This window comes from Pectobacterium sp. A5351 (genome assembly GCF_028335745.1).
Classification (GTDB): Bacteria; Pseudomonadota; Gammaproteobacteria; order Enterobacterales; family Enterobacteriaceae; genus Pectobacterium.
In genome coordinates this window covers 1,434,914-1,448,393 of record NZ_CP116477.1, presented here as the reverse complement: position 1 = coordinate 1,448,393, position 13,480 = coordinate 1,434,914, and the positions used below count along the sequence as shown (strand labels likewise).

Below are 13,480 nucleotides of genomic sequence, written 5' to 3'. Positions count from 1 at the left end.
CTCAATGAGATCACCTCTATGCCTGCCCGTAAAGTCTGAGGAATCCCCAGAAAACAAGACAGGCATAGAGTTTTATGATCTACTGATTTTCGCCAAAAAATTCAATGAGATCACCCTATGCCTGTCCGTAAAGTATGCCAGACTTTTTTCCGTCACGCTTTAGCTTCAACACATCAATATCGACAACATGCGCTTATTGATTCCACCGCTGCGTTGATAAGCGGTGCCACGCTTTCACTCACCTGCATCGGGCGTTATTTACCCGGCCCTGCTCGCGTGAAAGATAAAATAAAACGGGTTGACCGCCTTTTGGGAAACACTGCGCTTCATCACGATATCCCGAAAATATTTAATCAGATTACATCCATGATGACCAAAAACATGCCGTGGTGTGTTATTGCCGTCGACTGGAGTGGCTATCCCTCTCAGGATTTTCATGTCCTGCGTGCCAGCCTTGTCTGTGATGGCCGCGCTATCCCCTTGATGAGTCAGGTGGTTCCGTCAGAAAAGCAAAACAATATTTTGATACAGAAAGCCTTTCTTGACGCGCTTGCCTGTGCTATTGCCCCGCAAATGAAAGTCACCCTCATCACCGACGCGGGCTTCCACAATGAATGGTTTCGGCATATCAAAGCACTGGGATGGGACTTTATTGGTCGCATCCGGGGAAACGTAAAATTTTGCCTTCATCATGGCCCGGAACGCTGGCTGAACGTGAAAGACTGTACTGGCACGGCGCGCGCGGAATATCTGGGAGCCGGAACGCTGGCGCGTTCAAAAAAGGCGCAATGCAACGGACATTTTTATCTTTATAAAAAAGCGCCGAAAGGCCGAAAAAGCCAACGTCGCAAAGGGAAACCGAGCCATCCCACAACAGAAAAAGAACAGCGTGCGTCAGCTAAAGAGCCGTGGCTGCTATTTACCAGTACTGATGAATTCAAGCCCCATGAAATTATGAAACTCTACAGCAGGAGAATGCAGATTGAACAAAACTTTCGCGATGAAAAGAGTGAGAGATTTGGCTTTGGCTTACGCGCCTGTGGAAGCAAAACGGGTGAGCGGCTTTGGGTGCTGAGTTTGCTGGCAACACTGGCATCAATTGTTCTCTGGTTATTAGGATATCATTTTGAAAATAAAGGTCTTCATCTTCATTATCAGGCGAACAGCCTTAAAAGTCGAAGAGTGATATCGTTTTTGACACTGGCGGAAAATGTACTGCGGCATTCACCGCGAATAATCAGGCGAGTGAAGCTGGAGAGTATTTTAGCCCAACTCACCAGCACCTACCGAAATATGGTGCTGGTTTATTAGCGATGATTTTGTGGGGATCCCTCAGCCGTAAAGTATGCCAGACTTTTTTCCGTCACGCTTTAGCCTCAACGCACCAATATCGGCAAAATGCCATTATCGATTCCACCGTTGCCCTGATGAACGGCGCGACACTTTCCCTTACCAGCATTGGACGTCACCTGCCGGGGACCGCTCGCGTCAAGGATAAAATAAAACGCATTGACCGTCTTCTCGGCAACACATCGCTTCATCGTGATATCCCTCTGATATTTAATAATATTGTTTCTATGATGACGAAACCTATGTCGTGGTGCGTCATCGCCGTTGACTGGAGCGGCTATCCCTGTAAGGAATATCATGTTCTCCGTGCCAGCCTTATCTGTGATGGGCGCGCCATCCCCTTAATGAGTCAGGTTGTCCCGTTAAAAAAACAAAATAATGTACTGATACAAAATACCTTTCTTGACGCCCTTGCGGAAGCTGTCGCGCCGAATACCCGAGTCACCGTCATTACCGATGCAGGTTTTCAAAGCGCGTGGTTCCGGCATATCAAATTTCTGGGATGGAGTTTTATTGGTCGAATCAGAGGGACGGTTAAATTTAGCCTTCATCATGACAAAGAGAACTGGATGACCGTAAAAGACTGCGAGGGAACAGCGCAGGCAAAATATCTGGGAGCGGGCACACTGGCACGCGCTAAATATGCGCAATGCGATGGACATTTTTTTCTTCACAAGAAAGCGTCAAAAGGGCGAAAAAGCAAACGAGCCAGAGGGAAACCGGGCTATCCGACCGTGGAAAAAGAGCAACGTGCGTCAGCCAAAGAGCCGTGGCTGATATTTACCAGCACAGATGAATTTAAGCCCCGTGAAATCATGAAGCTCTACAGCAGGAGAATGCAGATTGAACAAAACTTTCGAGATGAAAAAAGCGAGCGATTTGGCTTTGGACTACGAGCCAGTGGAAGCAAAAGCGGGGAGCGACTGTGGGTGCTAAGCCTGCTGGCAACACTGGCATCGATAGTCCTCTGGTTATTGGGCTATCACTTTGAGAATAAAGGACTTCACCTCCACTATCAGGCAAACAGCGTCAAAAAGCGTAGAGTGATATCGTTTCTGACGTTGGCAGAAAATGTGTTGCGACATTCAGAGCGAATATTAAGGCGTGTAAAACTGGAGAGTATCTTAGTTCAACTCGCCAGCACCTACCGAAGTATGGTGCTGGTTTATTAATGGTAATTTTGTGGGGATCCCTCAGCCCTAAGCGAGGTTCTGGTTTTCAAACTGTTCCGGGCTGATACCGCCGCATGCACTGTGGCGACGCCACCGATTGTAATCACACTCGATATAATTAAACACCGCTGTTCGCATTATTTCCCGGCTGGCAAAGGACTCACCGTGGATGCATTCCACTTTCAGTGAGTGAAAGAAGCTTTCCGCGCAGGCATTATCGTAGCAGCAACCTTTTGCGCTCATGCTCCCTCGCAGATTATAGCTTTTCAGCATGGTCTGATAGTCTGCTGAACAGTACTGACCGCCGCGATCGGTGTGAATAATGACATTTTGAGGCCGTTTTCGTCTCCACAGTGCCATGTGCAGGGCATTACATACCAGCTCAGCCGTCATTCTCGATGACATCGACCAGCCGACAACGGCACGCGACCACAGGTCAATGACCACCGCCAGATACAGCCAGCCTTCATCCGTACGTAAGTCAGTGATATCTCCTGCCCATTTTTGATTCGGGCCGCTGGCGATAACGTCTCGCTTCAGCAGATTTTCAGACACAGGTAGCCCGTGCTCCCGGTAGCTGACCGGGCTGAACTTCCGGGCGGCTTTTGCCCGCAGCCCCTGACGGCGAAGACTGGCAGCAATGGTTTTCACGTTATAGTGTGGCAGTTCATCTGCCAGTCGTGGGGCGCCGTACCACTGTTTGGCGTGACTGAATGCCTTGCTGACGGCAGCATCGCAGACAATCCGGAATCGCTGACGCGAGTTGACCTGATGACGGCGACAACGCCAGACATACCAACCGCTGCGCGCGACTCTGAGCACCCGACACATGGCTTTGATACTTAACTCAGCCCGATGTTGTTCGATAAAGACATACTTCATTTCAGGCGCTTTGCAAAGTATGTCGCGGCCTTTTGGAGAATGGCCAGCTCCTCATCCCTCTCCGCCAGTTGGCGCTTGAGGCGGGCAATTTCTGCTGCCTGCTCACTCTCTCGCTCAGAGGAAATTGTCTGGCTCTGCTGCTTGCTACGCCAGTTATAAAGCTGGGATTCGTACAGACTGAGTTCACGAGCAGCGGCAGCAACACCGATGCGTTCTGCAAGCTTCAGGGCTTCGTTGCGAAATTCAGGCGTATGCTGCTTACGTGGTTTTTTATTGGTTGATACGGGTTTCGTCATGAGTCACCTCTGGTAGAGAGTTTACTCACTTAGTCGCGTGTCCACTATTGGCGGGTAGGATCAACCAGATTATCTCAAGCAAGTGAGCGCATTCAGGTACTCAGTGACGCCGTTGAGCTAAACCTGGCAACGGAAGAAGAAAAAAATGAGCTGAAAGCGTGGAAAACTTACCGCTTACAGCTCAGTCGAGTTGATGTTAATTCAGATGAAATTATTTTCCCTGATGTGCCATCCTTAGCATAATTTAACTAACAGGTTCTTCAGGCCATTCAACGTCGGGGGCTTTTGATGTATCAAGACGCATCAGCAGCACCCGATATTTTTTCCATGCATTTAACTTGTTTTCTTCTTCTTCACTTGCAATACCTAAATCTACGGCATCCTGTAAGGGGATAACATCTTGGTTAATGAGATTCAACAGTAATTTCTTTTTATCATCTGCCCTTTCGATGTTTTCAGCTAGGGTGTAAACACGTGGAATCACTGAATTTCCATCAAAAACCCACCCACCATTAATATCAGCCTTATCAGGCACATCGGTTAATTCCGCTACACTCATTTCGATAGGAAAAAATGAAGATACATCTTTTGATAAAGAGCGGACAACATTATTTTCATCATACATCACTTTGATTGTATTTTTTGAAAACCTATTTTGGCACTCATACCAGTCATCTCCTGAATCACTGATTAAAAATATTGCGTTGTAATTTAATAGTTCCTTTTTATTTTTGGGTGTGTATTTTTTAAACTTCATAAAATTATTCACTTCATTCAACCTCTACTGTTAGCCATGTACCATTAACCAATTTCTGAAATGGTCTGCGGGCCAGTGTGTCAATGTATTCATCATGATTCTGATTTATTATTGCCGTCATTACATATCCAGCAGAATCTGAAAAACCAGGTCCACGCCAAGCATTAATAGAACTTAATGCACCCAAACGAACATCTTGAATACCACTACTTTTCCCTAAATAACGAGCATCAGCTTCCGTTAACGTCAATGCACCAATATCAGATGCAGAGGGTTTGTTACCTGAGTGGTAGATCTGTACGGGCTTAAGCCACGTACCATTGTTCTGTTTGTATATCGATATATCATATGAATTTGACTGCAAATTTTCGTCAATAACAGCAAAGCCATATAGCGTATTATTGGCATCCCCGTTTTCCGGTATTCCGCCGAGGTGCCGGACGGAAATATGTGTTTTCCAAACTCCGTCAGCAAATCGTCTACTCCCCATCTCTTGTCGCTGAGCTAATTGAGATAAATATTCATCCGTATTGGATGGGTTTGCGCCGATAGCACCGACAGCATTAGCCACAGCACCAACATCAGCGGCGGTAGGTTTATCCTGATCGCTATAAATACGCGCCCACGTTTTTTCAAAACCAAAATTATCCCGAGAGCTACGATACTTTATCCCACCATTGGCAAAGTCAAAATAGAACTGTGCTGCTGATGCAGAACCAGTATTTGCCCCCATATGCCAGATAAGAGAAGAATGGGTGACATTATCTTTTAAATAGACACCTGTAGGGCTGTTCCATGGCAACTCATCTTTCTGATAAATAACACCGGACAGCCCCTGTCGAACATAATTATTGTCGGCATCTGATTTCGTTATAGCACCAACATCTGCAGCTGTAGGTTTATTATTTGGGCTATAAACACGCTGGCCTTTTTCGTTGAGTAATCCAGTAACGTTTAGGTTATGCCCAACTGTTATATCACCCGTTGCCAGATTAATATCAAGTGGGCGTAACGAATTATAACTCCCTGTTTTATCACCTTTGTTCGTCAACAAGAGATAAAAGCGGTTACCGTCATTACGTATGATGACACCATAGTCACCATAAATCAGACGCAACGCATTCGCCGCTGATAACAACAATTCTCCTGTCAGAGTCCCACCTGACAATGACAGTTTTTTAGCTAACTCACCCAGCACCGTAGCCGAAAAATTTGGATCGTTACCCATCGCTTTCGCTAATTCCTGCAACGTATCCAATGCTGCTGGTGCACCATTAACTAATGCCGCCGCAACAGACTTCACAAACGCCGTCGTCGCCACCTGCTGGCTATTGCTGTCGGTTGCAGGTGTTGGCGCTTTCGGCGTGCCAGTGAAAGTCGGATTATCCTTCGGCGCATATTGCGTATGCGGGTCGGCAGCGGCGGCGTGTGTCGCCAGATCGCTGCCCGTTTTTTCCTGCTCTTTTTTCAAATAGCGGGTACGATTGGCCAATTCTTTAGCCTGTCGGTTTGAAACGCCGTCCGGTCCACCCACGACCGGATCCGACGTTTCGATTTGGTAAATGCCGTCAACCCATTGCGGGTTCTCTGACAAATTCGCCATGTTCAAGCGCTCCCATGATTGTAGTTACTGTCGTATGTCGCCGTCCGGTTGTAGCGGATAGGCACTTCCCAATATTCGATGCTGGCTAGGTGACACCGTGCCGGGGCAAACATCCCAATGGCATTGCGTAACATTCTGGCCTGATCGTTGGTGATCGGTTGTTTTAGCAGCACGCGATAGACCGCCCACGCCGCTTTGTCGCCGTGTACATAAAGGTTGTTGTAGGTGGTTTCCCCGTCGTAACTCAGGCGACCGATGTTCTCAATCAGCGTGCTCTCGCCGAAGCCGAAACGGCGGATGATCTCTTTAATGCTCCACGGCGTTCCTTTGCTGCGATGCAGATCGATAGCGGCCTTGATCAAGGCACGTTTGGAATCATCCGATTCCGCCAGTTCCCAGCCGTCGCCAAACAGCGAGAACTGTTCGGCTAGCCAAGGCAATGCGCTGCTATCGGCAATATCGATCAGATAAACCAGTAAGGTATTCAGATCGATGTCATCGAAACGGTCGGCTAACTCCGCCAACGAGCGAAAGCGGGCGTCGGCAGCAAGAGGCGGTGGCAGCAGTCGTAGTGAATCAGCCATTCGACACCCCGACGACGCTGACATTGATGCCCGTGCAGTTCGCCCATTCGCTGTCATCAAGCACCATCAATGACGGTGAAACGAGTTCCACCTGATACACGCCGGGAATGGAAAGCGTGGCGATAATCTGGCTCGGAACAATATCGCGCCCCAGTGTGGCGGTACGGGTTTCAACCCAGGCTTGCACGGCTTTCTCCGCCGCAGCCTGAACGACACTAGCCTGTTCACCGTTGAACAGCGTCAATTTGGCATTGATGGCGTAATCCACCTGCGTGGGGGATTTAGCGGAGACAAAATCCGTCAGCGGGCGCACCTGCTCGTCGGAGCAAAAGCTTTCCACCAGCGAGAGCAGGCTGTTGTCCGGCAGACCAGTGCTGAGCAACGGGTACAGCACCACCTCACCCGGTTCCGGTGACATCACCGCGACATCAACAATGTTTTGGTGCGCCCGCATCGCATGGAAGCGATACGCCAGTTTCGATCCCGCGGTGCTAAACGACTCCGGCGCCAGTTGAACGCGTTCCCGCAGGCGATCGTCATCCTCTTCCGCAGACCCACCGCTGCTTTTGGTGATATTGACGACACGTAAATCGCTGTCGCCAATATCATCCAGCAGCGTACTGATCTGGGCTGGCAGCCAGTCATTGCCCACTTCGCCACTTTCAGTACAGGTCGCCATTACAGTGACGCCGCTGCCGTTCGCTCTCAGCAGCGCATCGCTGTCGGTAGTGAAAATCACGCTGTCCGATGCGCTAACTCGGGTACCTGCCGGAATCAGCAAATCGCTGACTAACGGCGCTTCGGGGGTAAAACGCAGCTCTGCACGCGCCGGCTGCGCCGCCAAACGGGAGACGCCGACCAGTTCTGCCAGATAATCCAGCATCGGCGCACGAGCAAACGCGACCAGGTTCTGCTTGGCGGCTTCCTGGACCGCGCTACGCAATAAAGTTTCCCGGTAAGCAAAGAGGTTGATCAGCAGGCGTTCGGCCTGCGCTGGATAGAGTGTTTTCCCTGAGTCAGCTTCATATTTCGCGATCATTTCGGCGGTAATCTTCGCCGCGTCGCGTTCAATAAAATTGGGTTCTGTCAGCGCCATAACAACTCCGTGGTCTGTGTCGCGCCGTTAGCGGTTTTCCAGCTAACGTGCAGCGTCAGGTGAGCCCCATTCACAGAAGGTTTAACCGCCAGTAACTGGCAGCGAGGTTCCCATCGTTTGATCGCTTCTACCGATTCCCTGACGACATGCGGGATCGCACGATCGATCGGATAATCGAGATACAGATGTAGATTGCTACCAAAGTCAGGCCGATGTGGGTCGCTGCCGCAGGGTGTCCGCAGGATGATGTGAATCGCCTGCATGATATCTGCCGTTCCTTCGACGATGTCGCCAGAACGTTGCAGCGCCGGTTGCCAAAAAACAGATTGAGTTTTCATAGGGGGCTATTGTCGCCCCCGGTGAGAGAAAGGAATATTAAAGCGGTTTAGGGAAACGTTAGTGCGAGTGGTGATTGGAGTTGCCGCCAGCGTCCATGACGCTGCCGCTGGCGCTGACGTTACCAGAGATACTGACATCACCGCTGAGACTGGCACCGCCGGAACCGGACATCCCGCTCTCATAGGTGAGTTGCCCTTGCACCAGTAGCTTGCCCGTCACCGTCGTTTCTGGCGCATTGATAGTGACGCGCTGCGCGTTAACCACCACGTCTGTGCCGCTGCTAATCGCAATATGCTGCACGCCGCCGTTGATCGTTAACGTATGCGTTCGGCGATCGTATTCAATGTGCGCGCCGTCAGCGAACGTTACCGCCCTTTTGTCCTTATCTGCCAGCGTTGGCACATCAACAGCGGAGTAAATCGCTCCCAGCACCAGACCATCTTCGCCGTTGCTGTCCAGCAGAACTTCAACCTGTTCGCCAATATCCGGCAACCAATAATCCTTATTGTTCTGCGTATTGCACTGTAACACCGGTAGCCAGGCCGTACGCAGATTGTCACACTCTGGTAGACGAACGCGCACCATCACGCGAACCTCATCCAGCGCACTGATCGTGCCAATTCGACGAGATAAACTCATAACCCCACATCCTTTTTACTCTTAACCGTTTGTGTTGTCTGGCTGCCATCAGGATGGTACGTCACCAGCGTTTTTCCGCTGTCCGACTTACGCTTGCCTGCCGTAATCGGTCCGCGCGTCACACCGATCTCGGTGGTATAACCACTACCTCGTTCCAGAACATGGCGCGCCGATTCGATCAACCATTGACCAGAAAGCTGGCCGAACGACACCAGTTCAACTTTATTCCCCGCCGCCAATTGTGGGCTACCCATCAGCGTCATCGATCCCGTTTGTTGCTTTTCGTTATGCGCATCCAACGCGGCATCCGTTTTCATCCGCACACCAGAGGCATCCGCCGCGCGGGCGTTAACTTTCAGCGTATCCGCGCTGGTCTCGGCGCCAGCAGACTTCATTTCGCTTTTCACGCCTCCGTCAGCTTCATAAACCATCAGTTTCTTTTCACTCCCTTTCTGATATTTCGTCTTGGCGTTTTTATAGACGTGGCTGATGGTGTCGCGCAGTGAAAAACGCGCGACATCCGTTGGCTTGATTTGTCGAATAGGTGCCTGGCTGCGCAGCGTTGCCAGATGGGAAAAAATCAGCTGGTCACTGACCACTTTCACAACATAGCCATATTCGCTGGCGAGCCGCTTTAGAAAAGCGACATCGGTTTCCGCATATTGCGTCACACGATCGATCTTGATGATTTGAATCTTCCCTACCAGCATCAACTGATGCTTTTTCGCGATGCGCGTCGCAATGGCGGCTAGCGTCGTATCTTCAAAACCGCGGTTTGACTTGGTTCGCAATGCACGGTTGACCGATGTCGCAACGCCGCGAATCATCACCTCGCTCGGCGGTGCGCTAACCTCAATCTCATCAATCGAGAACGTACCGCAGTTAAACAGCGTTTCACCGCGATAGCCTAGCTTGAGCGATAGCGTATCGCCCGTACCGGGATACCACTTATCCATCCAGCGGCCGTCGGTATCGTCGAGCCTGACCTCGATCGAATCCGATTCATTCTTGATGCTGTCGGTATACGTCACGCTGGTGACATACGGCGCGATATCATTGGTAATGTCTTTTTGCTGATACCACAGGGTGAACGCGGGTTGCAGCACGTCCGACACGGCGGGAGAGAGCAAGGTTAATTCTTCCGTTAACGCAGCCATGGTGGGGTGTCCTCCGCATTGCTGGCTTCTGCCTGTTCAATAATCGGAATCAGCACCAACAGGCCTGATGGCAACAGCGGCACAATCGGAATATGCGGGTTCGCGGCAATGATCCGCGGATAGCCGAGCGGATCGCCGTAATACCGATAGGACAAGGTATCCCAGCGTTCGCCCTGTGTAGTGATATGTTCAAGGTGCATATGCTTCAACCCTCTTCACGATTTCCGCCGTCAGTTTGCTCAGCGCAGGTTCCGCGCCTTTAAACGTGTCGCTAGCTGCATCAACATGTTTACTGATGGCTTCCACCCTCTCGATGACGTTTTTACTGTCGACGCCCTGCAACAAGTCGGCAACTTGCCTGACCTGTTTCAGCACATCATTCGCCGCTTTATTCACCGCCGTAATTTCAGGCATCATCTTCTCTGCCTGAACAGCGGCATCAGAAATGGCTTCTGCCGTTTTTTTAAACGCGGGCTCCACCTCACTTAGCGGCGTCAATACATTCCCGACTTGCGTTAACAGCCCGGGAACTTGCAACAGCGCCGTTTCGGGATTTTTCTTCATCCGCTTGACAATCTGCACCGTGGTTTTCGCCGCTTTAAAGGCAGACTGCGCCTTCTTGGCATACGTAACGGCCGTGCGTAACGAGGTCGCAAAGTCGTTCACTTTCTCGACAGCCCTGGTGATAGCGCTGACGTTAGGAACAGGCGTCTGTATCGCCGGCGGCTTGAGCGGATTCTTCGGATCGCCAATGTATTCGCGCAGCGTCAGCTCGGCATTCATAGCCAATACGTTACCCTTCGCGTCGGTATGTTGGCTGGTCGAGGTCAGTGCAGTAATCACAAACCAGCCGCGATAGTCCCCATTACCGAAGACCAACGCCATCGCCTGATGCGCTCGCATCGCTTCATTCAAGCGCTTCAGTTCCACATCCGGCGTGCAATATTGCTGGTGAAACACCAGGCTAATGCGAATCTCGTCCAGCTTCGCGCCGATGAATTGCAGACCAGGTTTACCTTCAATACGGCTATGCTCGGCGTAATCTGCCCCGAATGACGTATTAAAGCCGTCCCAGTAGGCCGTCACTTTAAATTCAATATCTCCTAATACCGCAAACATCAGGCATACCCCCTGCGCTCACGCTGAGTGAGCAGCTTGTTCAACATATTTTCCAGTTCATTCATACTAAGCGTCAGCGTCTTCGTCATTTCAGGCGTTGGCGCGGCCTTCTGGCCGTTGAGATAAATGGTGGGTGAGAAAGCGACCTGAACACGCTCGGAAGGGGCTCCAGAGACTAACTTACCTTTCGCTCCACCGACAGATGATGTCATTGCAACCCGCTGTTGCGGCGTTGCTACGAGCACCACGTCCTTTTCAGCCTTAGGTGATTCAACATGCTGCGTCGGCTGTAGCGACAATGCAGATACTTGAGTGGGTTGCAGAACGGGTGGAGTCATAATACTGGCAGCCACAGATTGACCGCTGGCTTCTACAGACACTTTTTTCGAGCCGATACCCAGAAAGTCTTTAACACTATCGGGAATAAACTCATCGATCGTTTTCAGGACATTTTTTAGCTCGGGGAAATAACTGACCAGCCCCTTAACCAAGGAGTCAATAATCACGCCACCGAGCTCACTGAGGCTGCTGGGAAGCTGAATACCCAGTTCGCTAACGGTATCAGCAAAGATGGAATACAGCACACCGTAGGGTGACCAATCGAGCAGTAAGGCTGTAATACCCACTACGCCACCAGATACCGCATTATTGAGTGCTTCCCACCCCGCATTAAAAGCCTGACTGACTTGTGACCAGAGGTTTTTAAAGAATGCGATAATTGGTTCCCAATATTGGTAAATCAGGTAAGCTGCACCCGCGATTGCCGTTATTGCTAACCCAATCGGATTCATCAGCAGCATACGCCCCAGAAATAAAACCGCTCGGCCTGCCATCATCAAGCCACTACGTAACATACCGCCAAGCATGCGCCCTAATGTTCCGGCTCCGCCAACCAACCAGTTCAGCGCCGCTCCCACACCTTGCAATACGCCCGTCGTTCTTAATCCCGCATTGAACAATTGCCAGCCGCGCTGAACTTGCAAAATACCGCCCCAAACGCTCTGCAAAGGCGATAACAGCGTGGTCATCCCCAACTTCGCCCCGCTCAATGCCATTCTGAACGCGAAGAAACCGGCGACGGCCATCACGATCCCGCGAACCAGTTCAGGGTTCGCTGCCGTCCAGGTCACCAATTGATCCAGAATAGGGATCAGCGCATCACTCAGAGAAACCAATACCGGCGTCAGCGCTTCACCCACATTAAGCGCAATATTCATCACTGATGTTGTCATTCGATTCCAGCGCGCGGTTAATGTGTCATTCTGTCGGGCGAAGTCGAGACCCAACACTTGCGTGGCTTCTGGGCTGTTCATCCGCTGTTGGTTCGCTTGATAGCTCTGCCAGTTCTGCTTCATCGACATCGCATGGTTTACCGCTTCTGGTGTTCGGAACACCTCCTGCAAGCCGTAACGCTGCATTAAGCTTTGCTGTGCGTCGATGTTGCCCGCTTTGCTGGCCCTATCCCACCGTTGCTGGAATTGGCTGCCTTTGCTGTCGATGAATCGGTTACTAATCTGAACCGCAGCGTCGTACTGTGAGTAGCCACCTTTCATATAGCTTTTTAGCGATGCGTTGTAATCTACACCCGCGTTGTAATAACTGCCGGCAATATCGGTTCGTCCCACGGCATTCATGAAACTCCCCAGTCGAGCCGCCGTATTCGCTTCCGTATCCGTGCCTTTTGTCGCACTCAGACTGGAAACCAACTGACTCAGCGCCTGATTACCCGTCGCCCCCATCACTGTAAACCCTGGGGCCAGCGCGGTCGCGTATTGCGCCATCGACGCCATGGAAAACCCTTGCTTAGTCCCCGTCAGCATGCGGGAGAAGGATTCCTCCAGCGCTTTCGCCCCTTTCAGGTTAAACACGCCATCCAATGTGGCCGAAAGCGCGGTAAGATCGGAAAGCGCCGCGCCAGAGGCCGTTGACGTTTTCCCCAGCACCTCGGCCACATCCGTTACCTGCTCTTTTGACATACCGCGAGCAAGCAGCTGTCCTGTAGTACTGAGCAGCGCATCCGGCGTTTGGTTTACTCGTTGAGAAGATTGACGTAGCTTCTGCCCCATCAACTTTTCCTGCTCGCTCGATATCCCATGAGCAATGCTGATGTCGCGCAACTGCGCTTCAAACGACGCATAGCGTGTGACCGACGCCACAATCGGTTTCATGACAAAACCAAACTGTTCGCGCTTAGTCTTAAAGTCACTAGCGAGTTCACTTCGACGGCTACGTAGCGTTTCCTGACGTGACTGGCTACTCTCCAGCCGTTCCTGATTGGTTACCAATTTACTTAGTGACTGGCTCAGTCGGGATGTCACTTGTGTGCTGTGCAAACTGACATTGCCAAAACGTTCTAGCGACTGATTAAACAGACGCTGCCACTCCTCAGCTTGTTTGAGTTTATCGCTAAGTGGCTGCAGGGATTTTTTTGTGTCATCCAGCGTGGCGCCAAACGCCCTACCCAGCATGACACCGTTTAAAAGCAT

14 protein-coding genes are annotated in these 13,480 nt (G+C 50.8%); 3 read left to right on the top strand and 11 right to left on the bottom strand.

Annotated elements, in window-relative coordinates; all coding sequences use genetic code 11:
- Positions 1 to 117 precede the first annotated feature (117 nt).
- Complete coding sequence (locus O1Q74_RS06840) at positions 118 to 1,311, top strand: IS4 family transposase (RefSeq protein WP_271874016.1); 1,194 nt, start codon at positions 118 to 120, stop codon at positions 1,309 to 1,311.
- A 2-nt stretch (positions 1,312 to 1,313) separates the two neighbouring features.
- A complete protein-coding gene (locus O1Q74_RS06835; protein ID WP_271877403.1) occupies positions 1,314 to 2,522 on the top strand; it encodes an IS4 family transposase in 1,209 nt (402 codons plus the stop codon).
- A gap of 27 nt (positions 2,523 to 2,549) precedes the next feature.
- Here O1Q74_RS06835 and O1Q74_RS06830 read toward each other — a convergent pair.
- Positions 2,550 to 3,700, bottom strand: a protein-coding gene (locus O1Q74_RS06830) for an IS3 family transposase (RefSeq protein WP_271877401.1) whose coding sequence is annotated in 2 segments (ribosomal slippage) — positions 2,550 to 3,442 and positions 3,442 to 3,700 — 1,152 coding nt in all. Because the reading frame shifts where the segments join, the coding sequence is not laid out codon by codon here.
- Between the two features lie 90 nt (positions 3,701 to 3,790).
- Here O1Q74_RS06830 and O1Q74_RS06825 point away from each other — a divergent pair.
- On the top strand, positions 3,791 to 3,943 hold the full coding sequence (locus O1Q74_RS06825) for a tail fiber assembly protein (protein WP_334311408.1): 153 nt from the start codon (positions 3,791 to 3,793) through the stop codon (positions 3,941 to 3,943).
- 1 nt (position 3,944) lies between these two features.
- Here O1Q74_RS06825 and O1Q74_RS06820 read toward each other — a convergent pair whose 3' ends face one another.
- Genes O1Q74_RS06820 through O1Q74_RS06775 form a run of 10 tightly spaced genes read right to left on the bottom strand, consistent with a single transcriptional unit; the run spans position 3,945 to position 13,480 of the window.
- The gene (locus O1Q74_RS06820; RefSeq protein WP_271877399.1) at positions 3,945 to 4,457 is read right to left on the bottom strand and encodes a tail fiber assembly protein; all 513 of its coding nucleotides are present in this window, start codon (positions 4,455 to 4,457) and stop codon (positions 3,945 to 3,947) included.
- 13 nt (positions 4,458 to 4,470) lie between these two features.
- On the bottom strand, positions 4,471 to 6,060 hold the full coding sequence (locus O1Q74_RS20250) for a phage tail fiber protein (RefSeq protein WP_334311397.1): 1,590 nt from the start codon (positions 6,058 to 6,060) through the stop codon (positions 4,471 to 4,473).
- Positions 6,061 to 6,062: 2 nt separating this feature from the next.
- Positions 6,063 to 6,644 (bottom strand): phage tail protein I, encoded by a 582-nt coding sequence (locus O1Q74_RS06810; RefSeq protein WP_263059360.1) that lies wholly within the window; start codon positions 6,642 to 6,644, stop codon positions 6,063 to 6,065.
- The gene (locus O1Q74_RS06805) at positions 6,637 to 7,740 is read right to left on the bottom strand and encodes a baseplate assembly protein (protein WP_271877397.1); all 1,104 of its coding nucleotides are present in this window, start codon (positions 7,738 to 7,740) and stop codon (positions 6,637 to 6,639) included. The genes O1Q74_RS06810 and O1Q74_RS06805 overlap by 8 nt, the downstream gene beginning before the upstream one ends.
- Positions 7,731 to 8,078 carry a GPW/gp25 family protein gene (locus O1Q74_RS06800; protein WP_095699143.1) on the bottom strand — a complete coding sequence of 116 codons (348 nt, stop codon included), beginning with the start codon at positions 8,076 to 8,078 and terminating at the stop codon, positions 7,731 to 7,733. Before O1Q74_RS06800 ends, O1Q74_RS06805 begins: the two co-directional genes overlap by 10 nt.
- A 58-nt stretch (positions 8,079 to 8,136) precedes the next feature.
- On the bottom strand, positions 8,137 to 8,718 hold the full coding sequence (locus O1Q74_RS06795) for a phage baseplate assembly protein V (RefSeq protein ID WP_271877392.1): 582 nt from the start codon (positions 8,716 to 8,718) through the stop codon (positions 8,137 to 8,139).
- Positions 8,715 to 9,875, bottom strand: coding sequence for a phage late control D family protein (locus O1Q74_RS06790; RefSeq protein ID WP_271877389.1), 1,161 nt, complete (start codon positions 9,873 to 9,875; stop codon positions 8,715 to 8,717). Before O1Q74_RS06790 ends, O1Q74_RS06795 begins: the two co-directional genes overlap by 4 nt.
- On the bottom strand, positions 9,863 to 10,075 hold the full coding sequence (locus O1Q74_RS06785; protein ID WP_271877386.1) for a tail protein X: 213 nt from the start codon (positions 10,073 to 10,075) through the stop codon (positions 9,863 to 9,865). Before O1Q74_RS06785 ends, O1Q74_RS06790 begins: the two co-directional genes overlap by 13 nt.
- A complete protein-coding gene (locus O1Q74_RS06780; RefSeq protein WP_271877384.1) occupies positions 10,065 to 10,994 on the bottom strand; it encodes a phage tail protein in 930 nt (309 codons plus the stop codon). The genes O1Q74_RS06785 and O1Q74_RS06780 overlap by 11 nt, the downstream gene beginning before the upstream one ends.
- Positions 10,994 to 13,480 carry a phage tail tape measure protein gene (locus tag O1Q74_RS06775; RefSeq protein WP_271878798.1) on the bottom strand — a complete coding sequence of 829 codons (2,487 nt, stop codon included), beginning with the start codon at positions 13,478 to 13,480 and terminating at the stop codon, positions 10,994 to 10,996. Before O1Q74_RS06775 ends, O1Q74_RS06780 begins: the two co-directional genes overlap by 1 nt.

What these genes read in the sequence shown, in the direction of transcription:
- O1Q74_RS06790 (WP_271877389.1), bottom strand. Translation starts at nt 9,875, where the DNA reads ATGGCTGCGTTAACGGAAGAATTAACCTTGCTCTCTCCCGCCGTGTCG.
- O1Q74_RS06780 (WP_271877384.1), bottom strand. Translation starts at nt 10,994, where the DNA reads ATGTTTGCGGTATTAGGAGATATTGAATTTAAAGTGACGGCCTACTGG.
- O1Q74_RS06795 (WP_271877392.1), bottom strand. Translation starts at nt 8,718, where the DNA reads ATGAGTTTATCTCGTCGAATTGGCACGATCAGTGCGCTGGATGAGGTT.
- O1Q74_RS06835 (WP_271877403.1), top strand. Translation starts at nt 1,314, where the DNA reads ATGATTTTGTGGGGATCCCTCAGCCGTAAAGTATGCCAGACTTTTTTC.
- O1Q74_RS06785 (WP_271877386.1), bottom strand. Translation starts at nt 10,075, where the DNA reads ATGCACCTTGAACATATCACTACACAGGGCGAACGCTGGGATACCTTG.
- O1Q74_RS06800 (WP_095699143.1), bottom strand. Translation starts at nt 8,078, where the DNA reads ATGAAAACTCAATCTGTTTTTTGGCAACCGGCGCTGCAACGTTCTGGC.
- O1Q74_RS06805 (WP_271877397.1), bottom strand. Translation starts at nt 7,740, where the DNA reads ATGGCGCTGACAGAACCCAATTTTATTGAACGCGACGCGGCGAAGATT.
- O1Q74_RS20250 (WP_334311397.1), bottom strand. Translation starts at nt 6,060, where the DNA reads ATGGCGAATTTGTCAGAGAACCCGCAATGGGTTGACGGCATTTACCAA.
- O1Q74_RS06775 (WP_271878798.1), bottom strand. Translation starts at nt 13,480, where the DNA reads ATGCTTTTAAACGGTGTCATGCTGGGTAGGGCGTTTGGCGCCACGCTG.
- O1Q74_RS06810 (WP_263059360.1), bottom strand. Translation starts at nt 6,644, where the DNA reads ATGGCTGATTCACTACGACTGCTGCCACCGCCTCTTGCTGCCGACGCC.
- O1Q74_RS06820 (WP_271877399.1), bottom strand. Translation starts at nt 4,457, where the DNA reads ATGAAGTTTAAAAAATACACACCCAAAAATAAAAAGGAACTATTAAAT.
- O1Q74_RS06840 (WP_271874016.1), top strand. Translation starts at nt 118, where the DNA reads ATGCCTGTCCGTAAAGTATGCCAGACTTTTTTCCGTCACGCTTTAGCT.